The following is a 17,691-nucleotide window of genomic DNA, read 5'->3' on the forward strand; positions in this document are numbered from 1 at the left end:
CGGCGGCGGAGGTTTACGCGTTCGACCGCACCCCGTGAGCTGCTGTACAGTCTGTCTCGCAGCCGCGGAGTGAACGCGCTGCGACACCAGGTCCTGTGGAGCAGTTTGGAGTGCTCGCCACCCTGTCAAGGTGGAGGCCGCGGGTTCAAATCCCGTCAGGACCGCTTCCCCGTCTGCCACTAGGCCCGCACCCACCACCGGCTGCGGGCCTTTGTGCTACCCCAGCCCAACCCGGACCTGCAACGGGGCACCAGCCCCATCCCCCGGCTGCCGGTCCGAACCCAACCCGGCCTGCGAGGCCGCGCCCGCGGCGGCAGCCGCGCAACAGACACAGCAAATCCCGTCAGGACCGCTCCCCCGTCTGCCACTAGGCCCGCACCCACCACCGGCTGCGGGCCTTTCGTGCTACCCCAACCCAACCCGGACCTGCAACGGGGCACCAGCCCCGTCCCCCGGCTGCCGGTCCGCTTCGGTTGCGCGCGCAGTTCCCCGCGCCCCTTCGGGTCGCCGCCGTGCCGGGCCCAGCTCGTTGCCGTCTGCCCCGCCGCTGTGGCTTGTCGCGCCCACGCGGCGGCAGCCGCACGTCAGATACAGCCCCGCGCCCCTATCGGGGCGAAGCCCCCTCACCCGGCTACCGGTCCGCTTCGGTTGCTCGCGCAGTTCCCCGCGCCCCTTTGGGGCGCCGCCGTGTCGGGCCCGGCTCGTTGCCGTCTGCCCCGCCGCTGGGGCTTGTCGCGCCCACGCGGCGGGAGCCGCACGTCAGATACAGCCCCGCGCCCCGACTCCCCCCTGACTGGGGCGTGAGCCCCCTGTGCGCCGGGGGGTGCGCGCCCGGGTGGGGGGTTCATTATCGTAGGGGGTGGAAGATCCACAAGGGGGGTGGGTGTGATGGGAGTCACGGGAAGTCGTTTGGGAAACGGGGAACATGGGAGGGGTTGGGAGGGTGTCGATTTAATATGTGCAATGGCACCCGAACACCGGGCATCTCAGGCGCTAAAGAGCAGGAGCCCCCAAGGCCCCACAGACCCCGCCGCACCACCCCCTCGCGGCCAAAAAAAGAGCCGCATCGGACCCGGCGGAGTCCGATGCGGTTCTCTTGAAGCTGATCCTGCGGTCAAACCGTGATGCTGAACACGTGCTTCCCTGCGGCCCTCCTGATGGGGGCAGTTGAGCCACCGGGTGGGGCGACCTTTGGGGTGGGGGCCCCGTAGCCGCCCAAAAGGGCTGTCAGGCCTCGCTGCGCTGCTGCGGGATCCCCGCAAGCAGCGCGCGGACCTCCGCCTCGCGGTAGCGGCGGTGCCCGCCGAGCGTGCGGATGGACGTGAGCTTGCCGGCCTTGGCCCAGCGCGTGACCGTCTTCGGGTCAACGCGGAACATGGTCGCAACCTCAGCAGGTGTTAGCAACGGCTCGGCATCAGGGGTGCGAGCGGTCATGAGCGGCCTCCTCGAGAGAACCGAACCAACGCGGTTCTTTCCTCTAAATTCTGCACCTTGACCCACGTTGCCCGAAATGGCGGACGCGGGCCGAGTCGGTAATAGGACGAACGGCTTGTCCTCGGCACTACAACTACACCATCCGTCCAGCCGCGTCGGCCAAACCGATGGATTTGCCCTCTCAGGTGTTGAACCTCGACGGAAGCCGATGGACCATGCCATAACGGACAGTCACCCCAACGTGACGATCAGTCACAGCGCGATCATCTGCCACATCCCCACCTTTGAAACGAGCCCGAAGCGGGCCCGAAGCGGGCCCGATGTCCCATTTTGGCATGACAGATACGGATGCACGCAAGAGTCTGGTTACGTGCTCTGCGTCACGCTCGGGCCAATAGACCCTTTCGGACCGCCAGCCGTCAACTGGAGAACTGGAGTTCGCGCACCGCGCGCCAGCGGTCGGTCAGGCGTTCGTACGCCACCCCCGCCGCCTCCGAGTCGCCCTCCCGCAGCGCCGCGAGCCCCTCGGCCACGTCCGCCGCCGACCGGTCCTCGGCCAGCAGCTCGGGTCCCATCGCGTGCACGAGCCCGCCGTAGTCGAGCTCGACCAGCGAGCGCGGGTGGAACTCCTCCAGCCAGCGTCCGACGTCGATCAGGCCGTCGATCAACGGCCCTTCCTCCAGCGCGTCCTTGAGCACCCGCAGCGCCCGCGCCACCCGCCGCCGCGCCTGCACCATCGGCGTCCGGTAGCGCATCACCGGCTCCTTGGACTCCCCCGCGCCGGCCGGCTCGTACTCCCGCTCGTCGTCGCCGACCAGGACGAACCAGCGCACCGGCACATGCCAGGTGGCCGACCTGATCCACGGCCGCGCGTCCGGATTGCGCTCCCGCCACGACTCGTGCTCGGCGGCGGCCTGTTCGCGCACCAGCGCCGGCAGCATCGCGTCGAGCACCGGGTCGGGCAGCAGCGTGCCGGCCTGCTCAAGGGCCAGCCAGCCGCGCAGCCTGGTGCGCCACGGGCAGATGTGCGTGACGCCGCCGATCACCGCGACGAACGCGTCGCCGCTCTCCCGTACCGGCACCGCGATCGGCGGCACCGCCACCAGGTTGGCCAGCGACTGCCGTAGCTCGTCCTGTGCGGTCCTGGACGCGCCCTCGGCCGCATACCGGTACCAGTGACCGCGTTCGGGCTCGGGAAAGGCCCCCAGCGGCTCGTAGACCCGCAAATAGGCCGCGTACGGGACCAGTACCGGTGAACCGCCCACACCCGCTCCCTCGCCACCGTGCAGATCTCCCGATCGTCCCACGCGAGCCCGTCCCCCGGAGGTGATCCCGGCCACTGTCAGGCCGCGTCCCGGGCCGTGGCCCGGACCCGCCGGAGAGTCCGTCACCCGACCGCTCTGTCAGGCAACTGTCAGGCGGGGCCGACCAACCTCCATGATCGGCCCCGCAGGGCCTACCCTGAGGCCATCGAGCCCGCCGCCACCCGTACGGGGGCGCGAAACCCAATCCCCACGGGGAGCCACTGGACTATGGGAGTCACCACCGTGACCGACGTACGACAGACCCAGCCAGAGACCGAGAGTGTCATCGCCAAGCTGTTCCGATCGGACCAGGGCGGGCACGAGCAGGTCGTGCTCTGCCAGGACCGCGCCTCCGGCCTGCGGGCCGTGATCGCACTGCACTCCACCGCCCTGGGCCCGGCCCTCGGCGGCACCCGCTTCCACCCCTACGCCACCGACGACGAGGCGGTCGAGGACGCGCTGAACCTCGCCCGCGGCATGTCGTACAAGAACGCGCTCGCCGGGCTCGACCACGGCGGCGGCAAGGCCGTCATCATCGGCGACCCCGACACCGCCAAGTCCGAGGAACTGCTCCTCGCCTACGGCCGGTTCGTGTCCTCGCTCGGCGGCCGGTACGTCACCGCCTGCGATGTCGGCACGTATGTCGCGGACATGGACGTGGTCGCCAGGACGAACCGCTGGACGACCGGCCGTTCGCCCGAGAACGGCGGCGCCGGCGACTCCTCGGTGCTCACCGCCTTCGGCGTCTTCCAGGGCATGCGGGCCGCCGCGAAGACACAGTGGGGCGAGCCGTCGCTGCGCGGCCGGCGGGTCGGCATCGCCGGCGTCGGCAAGGTCGGCCACCACCTGGTGGAGCACCTGCTCGACGACGGCGCCGAGGTGGTCGTCACCGACCTGCGCGCGGAGGCCGTGACCCGGATCACCGACCGGCACCCGCAGGTCACCGCGGTACGGGACGCCGAGGTGCTGGTCCGCACCCCGCTGGACGTCTACGCGCCCTGCGCGCTCGGCGGCGCGCTGGACGACGCCACCGTGGCCGCGCTCACCGCCACCGTGGTCTGCGGCGCGGCCAACAACCAGCTGGCCCACCCGGGCGTCGAGAAGGACCTCGCCGACCGCGGGGTGCTGTACGCGCCTGACTACGTGGTGAACGCCGGCGGCGTGATCCAGGTCGCCGACGAGCTCCAGGGTTTCGATTTCGACCGGGCCAAGGCCAAGGCGACGAAGATCTACGACACCACTCTGGCCATTTTCGACCGGGCCCGCACCGACGGGGTACCGCCCGCGGTGGCCGCCGACCGGCTGGCCGAGCACCGGATCGCGGAGCGCACGGCGGCCGCGAGCGAAGCGATGTGGGGGCACCCCCAGGCGTAGCTCTGGGGGAGGTTGCGTCCGGCGGCCTCCTGAACCGTCCGGGAACGGCTTCCCCAGGGGCCTCTTGAGGGGCTTCCTGAGCCGTTGGCGTGACCGATAGCACGGCCCGATAGCAAGTTCGCGCTAGAAGAAGGTAAAATCGGCCCTGACCAGGCAGGACAGGGCCGTCAATGGCCCCTGTTCCGACGCGCTTCGTGCGGGCGACGTACCGTGTGGCGTCGGAAGCAGGTACCGTTGAGGCCCTACGGACCGGTCTCTCCCCGGAGAGGTCGCTCCGCATCATGAACGCGTGTCAAGTCTCGGGGCCATCGAGCCCCGCCGTTAAGGGGGTCGAGCCATGGGGCGCGGCCGGGCCAAGGCCAAGCAGACGAAGGTCGCCCGCCAGCTGAAGTACAACAGCGGCGGCACGGATCTCTCACGTCTGGCCGACGAGCTGGGCGCATCGCCGTCGATTCCGGTTAATCCGGAACCTGTCGAGGACGATGACGACGAGTTGGACGACGACGACCCGTACGCTCAGTACGCCAAGCTGTACAACGATGACGAGGACGAAGAGGACGACGAGTCCTCGTCATCTCCCTCGTCCCAGCGCCGTCGCGCTTGACGCGGTACACACGTTGACCCGGTCCGGGGCCCGCCTCGGACCGGGTTTCGTCGTGGCCCCGCCGGCTGCTCAGGCGCTGTAGTCACCCACCAGCTCGGCGGCGGGCGCGGTGCTGCTTTCGCGTGCCGTGATCCGGCCGGCCACCCAGGCGTCCGCGCCGCGGTCCGCGAGGGTCGCGAGCGCCACGTCCACCGACTCCTGGGGGACGACGGCGATCATGCCGACGCCCATGTTCAGCGTCTTCTCCAGCTCCTCGCGGGCCACCCCGCCCAGCTCGCCGACCAGGCCGAAGACCGGGCCGGGCGCCCAGGTCGAGCGGTCGACCTCGGCGCGCAGCCCGTCCGGGATCACCCGGGCCAGGTTGTTGGCCAGGCCGCCGCCGGTGATGTGCGAGAAGGCGTGCACCTGCGCGGTACGGGTCAGCGCCAGGCAGTCCAGCGAGTAGATCCTCGTCGGCTCCAGCAGCTCCTCGCCGAGCGTGCGGCCGAACTCCGGCACCTCGCGCTCCAGCGCCCAGCCGGCCCGGTCGAAGAGCACGTGCCGCACCAGGCTGTACCCGTTGGAGTGAAGTCCGGAGGACTCGATCGCGATCACCACGTCATCGGGACGGATCCGGTCCGCGCCCAGCAGCAGGTCCGCCTCCACCACGCCGGTGCCGGCGCCCGCCACGTCGAAGTCGTCCGGGCCGAGCAGCCCGGGGTGCTCGGCGGTCTCGCCGCCGACCAGCGCGCAGCCGGCCAGCACGCAGCCCTCGGCGATGCCCTTGACGATGGCCGCGACCCGCTCCGGGTGCACCTTGCCCACGCAGATGTAGTCCGTCATGAACAGCGGCTCGGCGCCGCACACCACCAGGTCGTCCACCACCATGCCGACCAGGTCGTGCCCGATCGTGTCGTAGACGCCCATCCGGCGGGCGATGTCCACCTTCGTGCCGACGCCGTCGGTCGCCGAGGCGAGCAGCGGGCGCTCGTAGCGCTTGAGCGCGGAGGCGTCGAACAGCCCGGCGAAGCCGCCGAGGCCGCCGACCACCTCGGGGCGGGCGGTCTTGCGCACCCACTCCTTCATCAGGGTGACGGCACGGTCGCCGGCCTCGATGTCCACGCCGGCGGCGGCGTAGCTGGCACCGGTTGTCCCGGGGGTCTCAGACATGGCGGGGGAACTTTCGGGTCGGCGTGCGGTTCGGATGAGCGGCGGGCGCGGGCTCGTGCCCGGGCGTCAGGACCATCAGGACGTGCGGCGGTCGCGGATCACGGGCGGCGGGGCCGGGTCACGGGGCGGTCGCGGATCACGGGCGGCGGCGGGGCCGGGTCACGGGCGGCGGAGGGCGTCCGCCGCGTCGGCGCCGCCGGCCAGCTCCGTCTCCAGCAGCTGCTTGCCGAGCAGCTCGGGGTCGGGCAGATCCATCGGGTACTCGCCGTCGAAGCAGGCCCTGCACAGGTCGGGCTTGGCGATCGTGGTGGCCTCGACCATCGCGTCCAGCGAGATGTACGCGAGCGAGTCCGCGCCGAGCGAGGTGCCGATCTCGTCCACCGTCATGCCGTTGGCGATCAGCTCCGCGCGGGTGGCGAAGTCGATGCCGAAGAAGCACGGCCACTTCACCGGCGGCGAGGAGATCCGTACGTGCACCTCGGCGGCGCCCGCCTCGCGCAGCATCCGCACCAGGGCCCGCTGGGTGTTGCCGCGGACGATCGAGTCGTCCACCACGATCAGCCGCTTGCCGCGGATGACCTCCTTGAGCGGGTTGAGCTTGAGCCGGATGCCGAGCTGCCTGATGGTCTGCGACGGCTGGATGAACGTCCGCCCGACGTAGCTGTTCTTCACCAGGCCGGAGCCGTACGGGATCCCGCTGGCCTCGGCGTAGCCGACGGCGGCCGGGGTGCCGGACTCCGGTGTCGGTATCACCAGGTCGGCCTCGACCGGGGACTCCTTGGCCAGCCTGCGGCCCATCTCGACCCGGGACAGGTACACGTTCCGGCCGGCGATGTCGGTGTCCGGGCGGGCCAGGTAGACGTACTCGAAGACGCAGCCCTTGGGGCGGGCCTCGGCGAAGCGGCTGGACCGCAGCCCGTTCTCGTCGATCGCGATCAGCTCGCCGGGCTCGATCTCCCGGACGAAGCTGGCGCCGCAGATGTCCAGGGCCGCGCCCTCGGAGGCGACCACCCAGCCGCGCTCCAGCCGGCCGAGCACCAGCGGGCGGATGCCCTGCGGGTCGCGGGCGGCGTAGAGGGTGTGCTCGTCCATGTAGACCAGGCTGAAGGCGCCCTTGATGCGGGGCAGTACGAGCGGGGCGGCCTGCTCGACCGACAGCGGTTCGCCGTCGGGGCCGCTCTGGCCGGCCAGCAGCGCCGTGACCAGGTCGGTGTCGTTGGTGGCCGCGACCTTGGTGGCCCGGCCGTTGGTCTGCGGGATGGCGGCGACCATCTCGGCCAGTTCCGTGGTGTTGACCAGGTTGCCGTTGTGGCCGAGGGCGATCGAGCCCTGGGCGGTGGCGCGGAAGGTGGGCTGCGCGTTCTCCCACACCGAGGCGCCGGTGGTGGAGTAGCGGGTGTGACCGACGGCGATATGGCCGGTCAGCGAGCCGAGCGAGGTCTCGTCGAAGACCTGGGACACCAGGCCCATGTCCTTGAAGACCAGAATCTGGGAGCCGTTGCTCACTGCGATACCGGCGGACTCCTGTCCGCGGTGCTGCAGGGCGTACAGCCCGAAGTAGGTGAGTTTGGCGACCTCTTCACCGGGGGCCCAGACACCGAAGACGCCGCAAGCGTCCTGGGGGCCCTTCTCACCGGGGAGCAGGTCGTGGCTGAGTCGTCCGTCACCACGAGGCACGTCACCGAGTCTAGGGCAGGTTCCCCGACCCGCCGAACGGGCGACCTCGCGGAACCCGGCTCCGACCTGCGTTCTACGCGGGTAGTGCCATGGGGCGCACGGGCACGTGATGTGGGCCCCAGGGCGGGGCCGGCGCCGGCGGAACGGGCGGTCCCGCGGGGATCGTCACGCGGCCGGGCGGAGTCCGGGGTCGGTGACGAGGGCGGTGATCTCCGCGGCGGCCCGCGTCGGCGGCCGGAAACCGGCCCATTCGATCACGGTGGTCTGCTCGGGTTCCGCGCCGATGATCGTCAGGTTCCCGCCGTTGACGGCGGCGGCGCCGGTCACGTCGGCCCAGGGCAGGAAGCGGACCGTGCGGCCGTTGCGCACCCGCAGCCCCTCGGGGGTCGCGGTGACACCCCACCACGTCATCCGCAGCACCACGGCGGTGTAGCCGGCCACGCCGAGGGTCTGGCAGAAGACAAGCCACACCGCCGGGCTGTGCACCAGGTCCGCCCGCACGGCGCCGAAGACGACGAACACCAGGCTCGCGGTGAGCAGCCACGCACCGAACCGCGGCCCCCATTTCGTACGTGTCACGTCCGGTTCCCCCCGGTCAGCCGTGCGGGCTCAGACCCCGTAGTGTGCACCGCCCGGCCGCCGCCCCGCCATGGGGTGGGGCGGCCGGGCGTACGGGCGCGGCCGGGCGCGGGGTGACCGGGGTCAGCCGCAGGCGACGTCGCCGCTGCTGTTGCCGTTGACGATGCTCTGACCGGGCGGGCGCTCCTCGTAGATGACGCTGACGCAGTGGCCGTTCGTGCCGGTGACCCGCACCGGACCCGCGTACTGGGTGTAAGTGCCGACGTCGTCCGGCGCCTGGTCACCGGGGCCGAAAAGCTGCACCGACATATAGCGCGCGGTGCCCCGGCTCACGCTGGTGACGTAGACGGCGCAATTCGTGCCGCCGCTCGCGGACGAATAGTAGAGGTAGGCGTAACCGTCCGTCCGGTTCGACGAGTTGTACAGCCGGTATTTGCCCACCTGCGAGCCCGCGCAGCCGTACGCGCCGGCCGGCTGGGCGGTCGTCGCCGAGGCGACCTGCGGGGCCACCAGCAGGCCGCCGAGGGCCAGCGAAAGAGCGGCCGCGCCCGTCGTGAACTTCTTCACACGAATTCCTTTGTTCGCCTCACACCACGCTGGATGTCGTCGCGACGACGTCGAAAAGATTCCCATCGGGGCGGGGGTGCGTCAACGAATGCCGGAATTCGTGGAACAGCGGAGTTCGTGGAATAGCGAGGTTCGCGCGGGCGGCCGGGTTCGGGCGGCCGGGTTCGCGGCGGGGGCCTCCCGCCCGCCGGGTCAGGACATGACCGGGAGGTACGGGGCCAGGTCGGCGCGTTCGCCGCTCGCGGCGACCTTCGCGTCGTCCAGCGCCCGCGCCCAGGAGAGCCGGCCGGTGGCCAGCCGGACCCAGGTCAGCGGGTCGGTCTCCACCACGTTGGGCGGGGTGCCGCGGGTGTGCCGGGGGCCGGGGACGCACTGGACCGCCGCGTAGGGCGGGATGCGCACCTCGACGGAGTTGCCGGGGGTGGCGGCGGCCAGCGCGTCGGCGAGCAGCCGGACGACGGCGGCGAGCGCCTGCTTGTCGAGCGGGATGTCCAGGCCGGTGGCGCGGGCCAGGTCGTCGCTGTGCACGACGAGTTCGACCAGCCGGGTCACCGTGAAGTCCAGCGCGCGCATCCCGTCGAAGGGGTGGCCGAGCAGCCGGTCGGTGCGCAGTGCCTCCGCCTCCAGCGCCGGCAGCAGCCGCGCCTCGGCGTCGATGGCCTCGACCGGGTCGCCCATCGCGGCGGCGGTCTCCCGGGTGGTCGCGTCCAGCCGGTCGGCGATCCCGGCGGTGGACACCGCCCAGGTGTCGAGGTCGGTGAGCCGGGTGCCGGGGGCGGGCGGAGAGTCGTCGGCGTGCAGCGTCCGGACCGCCTCGATCTGCCGCACGATGTGCGCGACGAGCAGCCGCACGTCCCAGCCGGGCAGCCCGCTCTCCCGCGCCCACTGCTCCTCGTCCAGCGCGTGCACGGCCCGCCGCACGTGCTCCACCTGCGCGATCAGCGCGCCCCAGGTCCTGGCGGGATCGTAACTGCGGGCTCGGCGAGCGGCGTTGGGCATACCGGCGAGCGTAGTACGGCGGCCGTTGTGGACGCGGGGCCGCGCCGGGGCCCGTCCGAGCCCCGGCACGGCCACGGTCGCCGCCGTCGTACGGCGCCGGTCAGCCCTGCCGCGGACGCTCGAACGTCAGCAGCAGACCCTCGACGGCACCGGGACCTATCCGCCCCTTCACGTCGGCCGCGGTGATGGACTTCAGCGCCCAGCCGTCGTCAGCCTGCTTGTTGAGCGTCTTCTCCAGCTTGTCGCCGTCCAGCGCGTCGCCGATCAGCGACTCCCGGAACGAGACGACCTTGTACTCGAACATGCCCGAGCCCCTCGCTTGGTGGTGTCGTACGTACCCGTACGCATACGACAGCCACCCAACCACGAACGCCCGCACCGGTTCACCGATTGCCCCGCTCAGCCCTCGGCGAGTGCCGTCCAGCCGACCAGCGGCTCGGTGTCGAGCTCGAAGCCGACGGGCTCGGGCAGCGGCAGGGTCTTCCCGAACGGAACGGTGTGCCGCTCCTGGTAGACCCCGTCCACCGGCTCGCTGTGCACGGTGACGTCCCGGCTGTCCCGGTCGATCAGCAGGTAGACGGGAATGGCCGACTCGGCGTAGGCGCGCGGCTTGTCGACCCGGTCGCGCTGCGAGGTGTCCCGGTCGTAGGAGGTCACCTCGACGACCATCAGGACGCCGTCCGGGTCGGCCCACTCGCCGGAGCGGAGGAAGTGGCCGGTCGGAGCGAGGGCGCCGTCCGGGATGGCGCGGCCCTTCCGGTACGTCTCGACCTTGACGCCACGATCCCCGTAGAGGCTCAGCTCGGGCCGCTGCCGCATGCACTGGCGCAGCAACCACATGACGATCTCGCTGTGGACGCCGCCCCGCACCGCCTTGACCCCCATCTTTCCGCCGAGGAACTCCAGGCGAGGCTCTTCCGCGTGCCGTGCCGCCGCGGCGGCCAGAGCTTCGAAGTCCTCCAGGAGCATCTGCACGCGATCGTTCCGCGCCTGCGGTCGGTCATCCACTTCAGCCACCGCATATCTCCCCGTGCCTGAATCGTCACGCTAGGTTTCTCAGCTTATAGGGTCTAAACCTGAGATTAACGCTTCAAGATCAAGATCACCCGAAAGGGTGAGCGGGGGCCTTTACGCGCCGACCGTGCCGTCGATCCCCTCGCGGAGCAGATCCGCGTGGCCGTTGTGGCGGGCGTATTCGAGGATCACGTGCTGCATGACGAGGCGGAGGGAGACGTCCTCGGAGTGGCGGGCGTTGTGGACGACGACGTCCAGTGAGGGGGCCGCGGCCTCGATCCGGCGGGCGTGGTCGATCTCGGCGTGCCAGGCCGCGAAAGCCTCCGCGCGGTCGGCCCCGGCCGCGTCGTAGGCGACCTGGAAATCGCCGTCGGGTGACCAGACGAGTGGGATGTCCTGGCCGTCGATGACCCGGCGGAACCAGGCGCGTTCGACCTCGGCCATGTGCCTGACCAGGCCGAGCAGGCTGAGCGTGGACGGCGGCATCGACTGCCGCCGCAGGTCCTCGTCGGACAGGCCGTCGCACTTCATCGCCAGGGTTCCCCGGTGGAAGTCGAGGAAGCCGCGCAGCGTCTCGCGCTCGTTGCCGGTGGTGGGCGGGTCGATCCGGTCGGTGTTCATCGGGGCATTGTCGCCTGCGGCGCGCTCCGCCGACCGCCTGGGCCCGGCGGCCGGCCCGGCACCGTCCCCCCGCTGTGACCGGGCTCACACCCGGAACCGTCACGCGCGCCCGGGCCCGCCCGTCCACTCCCGGTAGCCGGGCTCGCGCCCGGGGAAGTACGACGAAGGAGGAACGTCATGCGTGTGGTCGTCGCCGGAGCGACCGGTGTCATCGGACGTCAGCTCGTCCCGCTGCTGGGCGACGCCGGGCACGAGGTCGTCGCGCTGTCCCGCAAGCCGGGGCCCGCGCGTCCGGGCGTCAGGCCGGTCGCCGTCGACGCGCTCGACCGGGGCGCGCTGGGAGCGGCGGTACGGGACGCGAAACCGGACGCCGTCGTCCACCTGCTGACCGCGATCCCGGCGCAGATCGACCCGCGCAAGGTGGGACGGGACTTCGCCGTCACCAACCGGCTGCGGACGGAGGCGACCCGGACGCTGATGGAGGCGGCGTACGACGCGGGCGCCGGCCGGTTCATCGTCCAGGGCCTGGCCTACGCCTACGATCCGGCCGGCGGGCCGGGCGCCGCCGACGAGGACGAACCGTTCTGGGCGAAGCCCCCCAAGCCGTGGGCGGGCACGCTCGACGCGCTCAAGACGCTCGAACGTCTCACCGCCGACGCGGACGGCCTGGTGCTGCGGTTCGGCCACCTGTACGGGCCCGGCACCGCGTTCGACCGCGACGGGTCGACGATCGGGCAGATCAAGGCCCGGAAGATGCCGGTGGTCGGCGACGGCAGCGGCATGTTCTCCTTCACGCACACGCAGGACGCGGCGCTGGCGGTGCTGGCCGCGATCGGCCGCCCCGAGGTCAGGGGCGCGCTGAACATCGTGGACGACGAGCCCGCCGCGCTCGGCGAGTGGCTCCCGGTGGTGGCCGAGCTGGTGGGCGCGCCCGGGCCGCAACGGGTGCCGGTGGCGATGGCCCGGCTGGCCGCCGGGGCCTGGGGCGCCGCCTTCATGACCCGCCTGCGCGCCGCCTCCAACACCCGCGCCCGCACGGATCTGGCGTGGTCCCCCCGCTACCCGTCCTGGCGCACGGGCTTCGCGGCGGAGCTGGCCGCGAGCTGACGGGGGGCGCGCAGGTACGCGGCGGTCCGGCACCGGCCGGAAGTGGCTGGGCGAGCGGCCGTCTGCGGGCCCGCTGTGGCTGATCGCGCAGTTCCCCGCGCCCCTATCGGGGCGCATTCTCACCCGGGCGCGACGTGCCCCGGCATCACCAGGGGCGCGGGGCTCATGTCGATATGCGGCTGGCGCCGCGCGGGCGCGACCTGCCCCGGCATCACCAGGGGCGCGGGAACTGCGCCGCCGGCCCGCCACCGGCCGGGTGGTCCGGCGACCACCGCAAGGGGCTGGGCAGGTGGCCCGTCCACGGGCTGGGGACGCTCAGCCTTGGGTGAGGAGGAGAGCGCCGGTCACCGTCAACGCCAGGCCGGCGAGGCCGAGGAGCGACACGAGAACCACGCCGCACCCCTGCGCCCGCCCGTCCTCGCGCGCGTCGAACGCGAAGACCGACGGGTCGGCGGGGGCATAGCGCACCAGCGTCTCCGTGCCGATCGTGTGGGCCTGGCCCGAGACGTAGTTCGGGCTGAGGGCGGTGACGGCGCGGCCGTCGGGCGTGTGGAAGGTGACCACCGGGCTGTAGCGGGTGTGGGTGTGGCCGTCGTCGTCGCGGTGGGTGGACTGGGCGACGGCCACCACGCGGGCGGTGGCCTCGGCCCCCGTGGCGAGCAGGGACTTGCGGTGACGCGCGGCGCGCCGGGTGACGGTCAGGGCCCAGGCCATCAGCGCCGCCAGCATCACGCCGATACCGAGCGGAGCCCAGCCGGGGTCACCGGTGCCGAAGGCGACCCGGGCGACGAGGGCCGCCCAGACCAGGCAGGCCGCCGTGACCGCGAGGCCCAGTTCGCGGCGCCGGCCGCCGCCGGCGGCGACCTTGAACTCGTACGGCCGGCCGGCCGGGAAGCGTACGGTGACCTGCCGCCCGACCCAGGCCGCGTCCACCGTCCCGTTGCGCCGGCCGGTGGTCGGCAGCACCAGCCGCTCGCCGGTGCCCGGGTCTTGGAACGCGAGCACGACGGGCACCCCGTCCATCCGGTCCGCGCCGGCCTCCCGCGGCACCTCCACCCGCTCCACCCGCGCCAGCACCCGCACCACCCCGGCCGCACCTCGGAAGTACCGCCGCCCCTGCACCCCGCCCACCGCGCCCCAGGCCACGCACCACAGCACGAGAACCACGTCGAACACCATGACCACCCCCTCGGCAGCGAGGACGGCCGGGCAGCCGAAAAGGTTGCAGCCCCGTACCCAGCACCAAGCCCCGTAGAGTCAAGTCATCTGACTCTACGGGGCTGGTAGTAGCCGAACGGGTGCCCTGGCGGGGGCTCAGCTCACGCCAGCAGGCCCGGGATCGTTGCCTCGTGGGCCTCGCGGAGTTCTGCCAGCGGGATCGTGAACTGGCCCTGGATCTCGATCGTCTCGCCGTCCAGCACGCCGATCCTCGTGGCCGGGAGGCCGCGGGCGCCGCACATGTCGGTGAAGCGGAGCTCCTCCGAGCGGGGGACGGCGACCAGGGCGCGGGCGGCGGACTCGGAGAAGAGGAAGACGAACGGGTCCAGGCCGTCGGGGACGACCAGCCGGGCGCCGAGGCCGCCGCGCAGGCAGGACTCGGTGACCGCCTGGATCAGGCCGCCGTCGGACAGGTCGTGGGCCGCGTCGATCATGCCGTCCCGGGACGCGGAGATCAGGATCTCGCCGAGCAGCCGCTCGCGCTCCAGGTCCACGGCCGGCGGCAGACCGCCGAGGTGGTCGTGCACGACCTGCGCCCAGGCGGAGCCGCCGAGCTCCTCGCGGGTGTCGCCGAGCAGGTAGACCAGGTGGCCCTGGTCCTTGAAGGCGATCGGGGTGCGGCGGTCGACGTCGTCGATCACGCCGAGCACCGCGACCACCGGCGTCGGGTGGATCGCCACGTCGCCGGTCTGGTTGTAGAGCGAGACGTTGCCGCCGGTCACCGGCGTGCCGAGCTGGAGGCAGCCGTCGGCCAGGCCGCGGGTCGCCTCGGCGAACTGCCACATCACCGCCGGGTCCTCCGGCGAGCCGAAGTTGAGGCAGTCGGAGATCGCCAGCGGCTTCGCGCCGGTGGCGGCCACGTTCCGGTACGCCTCGGCCAGGGCGAGCTGCGCGCCCGTGTAGGGGTCGAGCTTGGCGAACCGGCCGTTGCCGTCGGTGGCGATGGCGACGCCGAGGTTGGTCTCCGGGTCGATCCGGATCACGCCGGAGTCCTCCGGCTGCGCCAGCACCGTGTTGCCCTGCACGAACCGGTCGTACTGGTCGGTGACCCACGCCTTGGACGCCTGGTTCGGCGAGCCGACCAGCGCGAGCACCTGCTCGCGCAGCTCCGCCGCCGTCCCGGGCCTGGCCAGCTTGTTGGGGTCGTCGGCCTGGAGCGCGTCCTGCCAGTCCGGGCGGGCGTACGGGCGGTGGTACGTCGGACCGTCGTGCGCGACCGAGCGCGGCGGCACGTCCACGATCTGCTCGCCGTGCCAGAAGATCTCCAGCTGCGAGCCCTCGGTCACCTCACCGATCACGGTGGCGATGACGTCCCACTTCTCGCAGATCGCCAGGAAGCGCTCGACCTTCTCCGGCTCGACGATCGCGCACATCCGCTCCTGCGACTCGCTCATGAGGATCTCCTCGGGCGAGAGCGTGGCGTCGCGCAGCGGCACGGTGTCGAGCTCGACCCGCATGCCGCCGGAGCCGGCCGAGGCCAGCTCGCTGGTGGCGCAGGACAGGCCCGCGCCGCCCAGGTCCTGGATGCCGGCCACCAGCTGCTCGCGGAAGATCTCCAGCGTGCACTCGATCAGCAGCTTCTCCTGGAACGGGTCGCCGACCTGCACCGCGGGCCGCCGGGACGGCCCCGTCGAGTCGAACGTCTCGCTGGCCAGCACCGAGACGCCGCCGATGCCGTCGCCACCGGTCCTGGCGCCGTACAGGATCACCTTGTTGCCGGGGCCCGACGCCTGCGCGAGGTGGATGTCCTCGTGCTTCATCACGCCCACACACAGCGCGTTGACCAGCGGGTTTCCCTGGTAGCAGGGGTCGAAGACGACCTCGCCGCCGATGTTGGGCAGGCCCAGGCAGTTCCCGTAGCCGCCGACGCCGGACACGATGCCGGGCAGCACCCGCTTGGTGTCGGGGTGGTCGGCCGCGCCGAACCGCAGCGGGTCCATCACCGCGACCGGCCGGGCGCCCATCGCCAGGATGTCCCGGACGATGCCGCCGACGCCGGTGGCCGCGCCCTGGTAGGGCTCGATGTACGACGGGTGGTTGTGCGACTCGATCTTGAAGGTGACGGCGTAGCCCTGGCCGACGTCGACCACGCCGGCGTTCTCGCCGATGCCGACCAGCAGCGCGTCGGTCTGCGGGGCCTTCTCGCCGAACTGCTTCAGGTGCACCTTGCTCGACTTGTACGAGCAGTGCTCCGACCACATCACCGAGTACATCGCCAGCTCGGCGCCCGTCGGACGGCGGCCGAGGATCTCCCGGATGCGCGCGTACTCGTCCTCCTTGAGGCCGAGTTCCTTCCAGGGCTGCCCGGCCTCCGGGGTCCCGGCGGCGTGCTTGACCGTGTCGAGCGTCATGCGGTGACCAACTTCTTGAGGACCGAGGTGAAGAACCCGAGGCCGTCGGTGCCGCCGGTGCCGATGCCCGGCTCCACGGCGTGCTCGGGGTGCGGCATCAGGCCGACGACGTTGCCGGCCGCGTTGCTGATGCCGGCGATGTCGCGCAGTGAGCCGTTGGGGTTGCCGTACCCGTCCCCGTACGCGCCCTCGGGGTAGCGGAAGACCACCCGGCCCTCGGCCTCCAGCTCGTCGAGGGTGCGCTCGTCGGCGGTGTAGCGGCCGTCGATGTTCTTCAGCGGAATGGAGATCTCGCGGCCGGCGGTGAAGTCCGACGTCCACGCGGTGGCCGCCGTCTCGACCCGCAGCTTCTGGTCCCGGCACACGAAGTGGAGGTTGTCGTTGCGCAGCATCGCGCCAGGCAGCAGATGGGTCTCGGTGAGTACCTGGAATCCGTTGCAGATCCCGAGCACCGGCATTCCGGCGTTCGCCTGTTCGATGACCGTCGCCATCACCGGGGAGAAACGCGAGATCGCGCCGGCCCGCAGATAGTCGCCGTAGGAGAAGCCGCCGGGCAGAACGACCGCGTCGACCTGCCGGACGTCCTTGTCGCGGTGCCACAGCGGCACCGCTTCCGCGCCCGCCAGCCGCACCGCGCGCTGCGTGTCACGATCGTCAAGGGTGCCCGGAAATGTGACGACGCCAATGCGCGCAGTCACGACTCCACCTTTACGCTGAAGTCCTCGATCACGGTGTTGGCGAGAAAGGTCTCGGCCATCTCCCGAATGCGGCCGAGGGCGGCGTCGTCGACCGGCCCGTCGACCTCTAGTTCAAAGCGCTTTCCCTGGCGGACGTCGGAGATCCCGTCGAAGCCCAGGCGGGGTAGTGCGCGCTGCACCGCCTGGCCCTGGGGGTCGAGGATCTCCGGCTTGAGCATGACGTCGACTACGACGCGTGCCACTGGCACTCCCGGTGGTGTGGTGCGTGAGGTCCTCTCAGCGTACCCGGTGGAGAAATCTACGCGGGTAGATATACGGTGCACCGACAGAGATGCCAGGTTGATCACGGATCACGTTTATGTATCGGCTGTCGAAATGCTTGGGGGAACCCGGCAGGAAAACATAGGGTCCCGATTGCGATGAGGCTTGGGACGGTACGAACCCGGGAATTATCAGCACAAGGCCGCCGTGCCATTTAGTGGCTTCACACAAAAATGAAAACTTGTCGACACCGTCGTGTCGGCCTGCCCGCGCCACCGCCCCACCGCGACCGTGCGCCGGTCGCGGCCCGGGCCGGGCGCTCAGGCCGATCGCGTACGAAAGGACCGATCCCTATGGCGCAACGCGTACTCGTCACCCTCGCCGACGACCTTGACGGCGGCGAGGCTGCGGAAACGATCGCATTCGGCGTGGACGGCCAGTGGTACGAGATCGACCTCTCCTCCAAGAATGCGGACAAGTTGCGCACCGATCTCGCGCCGTACGTCGAGGCCGGCCGCCGCCGCACGCTTTCCGGACGGGCCTACAAGCGCACCCCGATCGCGCCGACGCCGGCCACCGTGCGGGCCTGGGCGCAGTCGAACGGATTCGAGGTGCCGGCCCGCGGGCGCATTCCGAAGAAGGTATACGAAGCCTTCAACAAGGCTGGCTGAGTGACGAGTTGACGCTCCGTCGGTGGACGGCCGGGGTCGCGGGCATGCCGCGGGTCCGGCTCT

18 protein-coding genes and 1 tRNA gene are annotated in these 17,691 nt (G+C 71.5%); 5 read left to right on the forward strand and 14 right to left on the reverse strand.

Annotated elements, in window-relative coordinates; all coding sequences use genetic code 11:
* Nucleotides 1–89: 89 nt before the first annotated feature.
* Nucleotides 90–164 (forward strand) — tRNA-Asp (locus tag ACQPW6_RS16835).
* A gap of 1,063 nt (nucleotides 165–1,227) precedes the next feature.
* On the opposite strand, the gene bldC is transcribed toward ACQPW6_RS16835, so the two are convergent.
* Nucleotides 1,228–1,434, reverse strand: coding sequence for a developmental transcriptional regulator BldC (gene bldC / locus ACQPW6_RS16840; protein WP_003949541.1), 207 nt, complete (start codon nucleotides 1,432–1,434; stop codon nucleotides 1,228–1,230).
* 419 nt (nucleotides 1,435–1,853) lie between these two features.
* Entirely contained in the window at nucleotides 1,854–2,699 is an 846-nt protein-coding gene (locus ACQPW6_RS16845) for a hypothetical protein (RefSeq protein ID WP_433890455.1), read from the reverse strand.
* Nucleotides 2,700–2,966: 267 nt separating this feature from the next.
* Here ACQPW6_RS16845 and ACQPW6_RS16850 point away from each other — a divergent pair, with 267 nt between their 5' ends.
* A complete protein-coding gene (locus ACQPW6_RS16850; RefSeq protein WP_433890456.1) occupies nucleotides 2,967–4,112 on the forward strand; it encodes a Leu/Phe/Val dehydrogenase in 1,146 nt (381 codons plus the stop codon).
* 337 nt (nucleotides 4,113–4,449) lie between these two features.
* A complete protein-coding gene (locus ACQPW6_RS16855) occupies nucleotides 4,450–4,716 on the forward strand; it encodes a DUF3073 domain-containing protein (RefSeq protein ID WP_433890457.1) in 267 nt (88 codons plus the stop codon).
* 69 nt (nucleotides 4,717–4,785) lie between these two features.
* Here the strand turns inward: ACQPW6_RS16855 and purM are convergent, their stop codons facing one another.
* The 8 genes from purM to ACQPW6_RS16895 all read right to left on the reverse strand — a co-directional run bounded on the left by purM (nucleotide 4,786) and on the right by ACQPW6_RS16895 (nucleotide 11,322).
* Nucleotides 4,786–5,865, reverse strand: a complete 1,080-nt coding sequence (gene purM / locus ACQPW6_RS16860) for a phosphoribosylformylglycinamidine cyclo-ligase (protein WP_433890458.1) — start codon at nucleotides 5,863–5,865, stop codon at nucleotides 4,786–4,788.
* Between the two features lie 159 nt (nucleotides 5,866–6,024).
* Nucleotides 6,025–7,542, reverse strand: coding sequence for an amidophosphoribosyltransferase (purF, locus tag ACQPW6_RS16865; RefSeq protein ID WP_433890459.1), 1,518 nt, complete (start codon nucleotides 7,540–7,542; stop codon nucleotides 6,025–6,027).
* A gap of 165 nt (nucleotides 7,543–7,707) precedes the next feature.
* A complete protein-coding gene (locus tag ACQPW6_RS16870; protein ID WP_433890460.1) occupies nucleotides 7,708–8,121 on the reverse strand; it encodes a PH domain-containing protein in 414 nt (137 codons plus the stop codon).
* A gap of 123 nt (nucleotides 8,122–8,244) precedes the next feature.
* A complete protein-coding gene (locus ACQPW6_RS16875) occupies nucleotides 8,245–8,688 on the reverse strand; it encodes a spore-associated protein A (protein ID WP_433890461.1) in 444 nt (147 codons plus the stop codon).
* Nucleotides 8,689–8,880: 192 nt separating this feature from the next.
* On the reverse strand, nucleotides 8,881–9,687 hold the full coding sequence (locus tag ACQPW6_RS16880; protein WP_433890462.1) for a sterol carrier family protein: 807 nt from the start codon (nucleotides 9,685–9,687) through the stop codon (nucleotides 8,881–8,883).
* A gap of 100 nt (nucleotides 9,688–9,787) precedes the next feature.
* Complete coding sequence (locus tag ACQPW6_RS16885) at nucleotides 9,788–9,991, reverse strand: DUF4177 domain-containing protein (RefSeq protein WP_433890463.1); 204 nt, start codon at nucleotides 9,989–9,991, stop codon at nucleotides 9,788–9,790.
* A gap of 95 nt (nucleotides 9,992–10,086) precedes the next feature.
* The gene (locus ACQPW6_RS16890; RefSeq protein WP_433894559.1) at nucleotides 10,087–10,656 is read right to left on the reverse strand and encodes a Uma2 family endonuclease; all 570 of its coding nucleotides are present in this window, start codon (nucleotides 10,654–10,656) and stop codon (nucleotides 10,087–10,089) included.
* Nucleotides 10,657–10,815: 159 nt separating this feature from the next.
* Entirely contained in the window at nucleotides 10,816–11,322 is a 507-nt protein-coding gene (locus ACQPW6_RS16895; RefSeq protein WP_433890464.1) for a DinB family protein, read from the reverse strand.
* A 177-nt stretch (nucleotides 11,323–11,499) separates the two neighbouring features.
* Here ACQPW6_RS16895 and ACQPW6_RS16900 point away from each other — a divergent pair, with 177 nt between their 5' ends.
* Nucleotides 11,500–12,429: an NAD-dependent epimerase/dehydratase family protein gene (locus ACQPW6_RS16900; protein ID WP_433890465.1), complete on the forward strand. Its 930-nt coding sequence runs from the start codon at nucleotides 11,500–11,502 to the stop codon at nucleotides 12,427–12,429.
* A 315-nt stretch (nucleotides 12,430–12,744) separates the two neighbouring features.
* Here ACQPW6_RS16900 and ACQPW6_RS16905 read toward each other — a convergent pair whose 3' ends face one another.
* The 4 genes from ACQPW6_RS16905 to purS all read right to left on the reverse strand — a co-directional run bounded on the left by ACQPW6_RS16905 (nucleotide 12,745) and on the right by purS (nucleotide 16,938).
* Nucleotides 12,745–13,608, reverse strand: a complete 864-nt coding sequence (locus tag ACQPW6_RS16905; RefSeq protein WP_433890466.1) for a DUF3592 domain-containing protein — start codon at nucleotides 13,606–13,608, stop codon at nucleotides 12,745–12,747.
* 140 nt (nucleotides 13,609–13,748) lie between these two features.
* Nucleotides 13,749–15,998 carry a phosphoribosylformylglycinamidine synthase subunit PurL gene (purL, locus tag ACQPW6_RS16910; RefSeq protein WP_433890467.1) on the reverse strand — a complete coding sequence of 750 codons (2,250 nt, stop codon included), beginning with the start codon at nucleotides 15,996–15,998 and terminating at the stop codon, nucleotides 13,749–13,751.
* A complete protein-coding gene (gene purQ, locus ACQPW6_RS16915; RefSeq protein ID WP_433890468.1) occupies nucleotides 15,995–16,696 on the reverse strand; it encodes a phosphoribosylformylglycinamidine synthase subunit PurQ in 702 nt (233 codons plus the stop codon). Before purQ ends, purL begins: the two co-directional genes overlap by 4 nt.
* Nucleotides 16,693–16,938, reverse strand: a complete 246-nt coding sequence (gene purS / locus ACQPW6_RS16920; protein WP_433890469.1) for a phosphoribosylformylglycinamidine synthase subunit PurS — start codon at nucleotides 16,936–16,938, stop codon at nucleotides 16,693–16,695. The genes purQ and purS overlap by 4 nt, the downstream gene beginning before the upstream one ends.
* A 372-nt stretch (nucleotides 16,939–17,310) precedes the next feature.
* On the opposite strand from purS, the gene ACQPW6_RS16925 reads away from it, so the two are divergent.
* Nucleotides 17,311–17,628 carry a histone-like nucleoid-structuring protein Lsr2 gene (locus tag ACQPW6_RS16925; RefSeq protein ID WP_433890470.1) on the forward strand — a complete coding sequence of 106 codons (318 nt, stop codon included), beginning with the start codon at nucleotides 17,311–17,313 and terminating at the stop codon, nucleotides 17,626–17,628.
* Nucleotides 17,629–17,691 lie beyond the last annotated feature (63 nt).

The sequence above is a fragment of the Streptomyces sp. CA-111067 genome, assembly GCF_050956065.1.
Lineage (GTDB): Bacteria > Actinomycetota > Actinomycetes > Streptomycetales > Streptomycetaceae > Actinacidiphila.

Bases quoted from the DNA above. Each gene is read 5' to 3' on its own strand.
- bldC (WP_003949541.1), bottom strand. From the start codon at position 1,434: ATGACCGCTCGCACCCCTGATGCCGAGCCGTTGCTAACACCTGCTGAG.
- ACQPW6_RS16850 (WP_433890456.1), top strand. From the start codon at position 2,967: ATGGGAGTCACCACCGTGACCGACGTACGACAGACCCAGCCAGAGACC.
- ACQPW6_RS16855 (WP_433890457.1), top strand. From the start codon at position 4,450: ATGGGGCGCGGCCGGGCCAAGGCCAAGCAGACGAAGGTCGCCCGCCAG.
- purM (WP_433890458.1), bottom strand. From the start codon at position 5,865: ATGTCTGAGACCCCCGGGACAACCGGTGCCAGCTACGCCGCCGCCGGC.
- ACQPW6_RS16880 (WP_433890462.1), bottom strand. From the start codon at position 9,687: ATGCCCAACGCCGCTCGCCGAGCCCGCAGTTACGATCCCGCCAGGACC.
- ACQPW6_RS16885 (WP_433890463.1), bottom strand. From the start codon at position 9,991: ATGTTCGAGTACAAGGTCGTCTCGTTCCGGGAGTCGCTGATCGGCGAC.
- ACQPW6_RS16890 (WP_433894559.1), bottom strand. From the start codon at position 10,656: ATGCTCCTGGAGGACTTCGAAGCTCTGGCCGCCGCGGCGGCACGGCAC.
- ACQPW6_RS16895 (WP_433890464.1), bottom strand. From the start codon at position 11,322: ATGAACACCGACCGGATCGACCCGCCCACCACCGGCAACGAGCGCGAG.
- ACQPW6_RS16900 (WP_433890465.1), top strand. From the start codon at position 11,500: ATGCGTGTGGTCGTCGCCGGAGCGACCGGTGTCATCGGACGTCAGCTC.
- ACQPW6_RS16905 (WP_433890466.1), bottom strand. From the start codon at position 13,608: ATGGTGTTCGACGTGGTTCTCGTGCTGTGGTGCGTGGCCTGGGGCGCG.
- purL (WP_433890467.1), bottom strand. From the start codon at position 15,998: ATGACGCTCGACACGGTCAAGCACGCCGCCGGGACCCCGGAGGCCGGG.
- ACQPW6_RS16925 (WP_433890470.1), top strand. From the start codon at position 17,311: ATGGCGCAACGCGTACTCGTCACCCTCGCCGACGACCTTGACGGCGGC.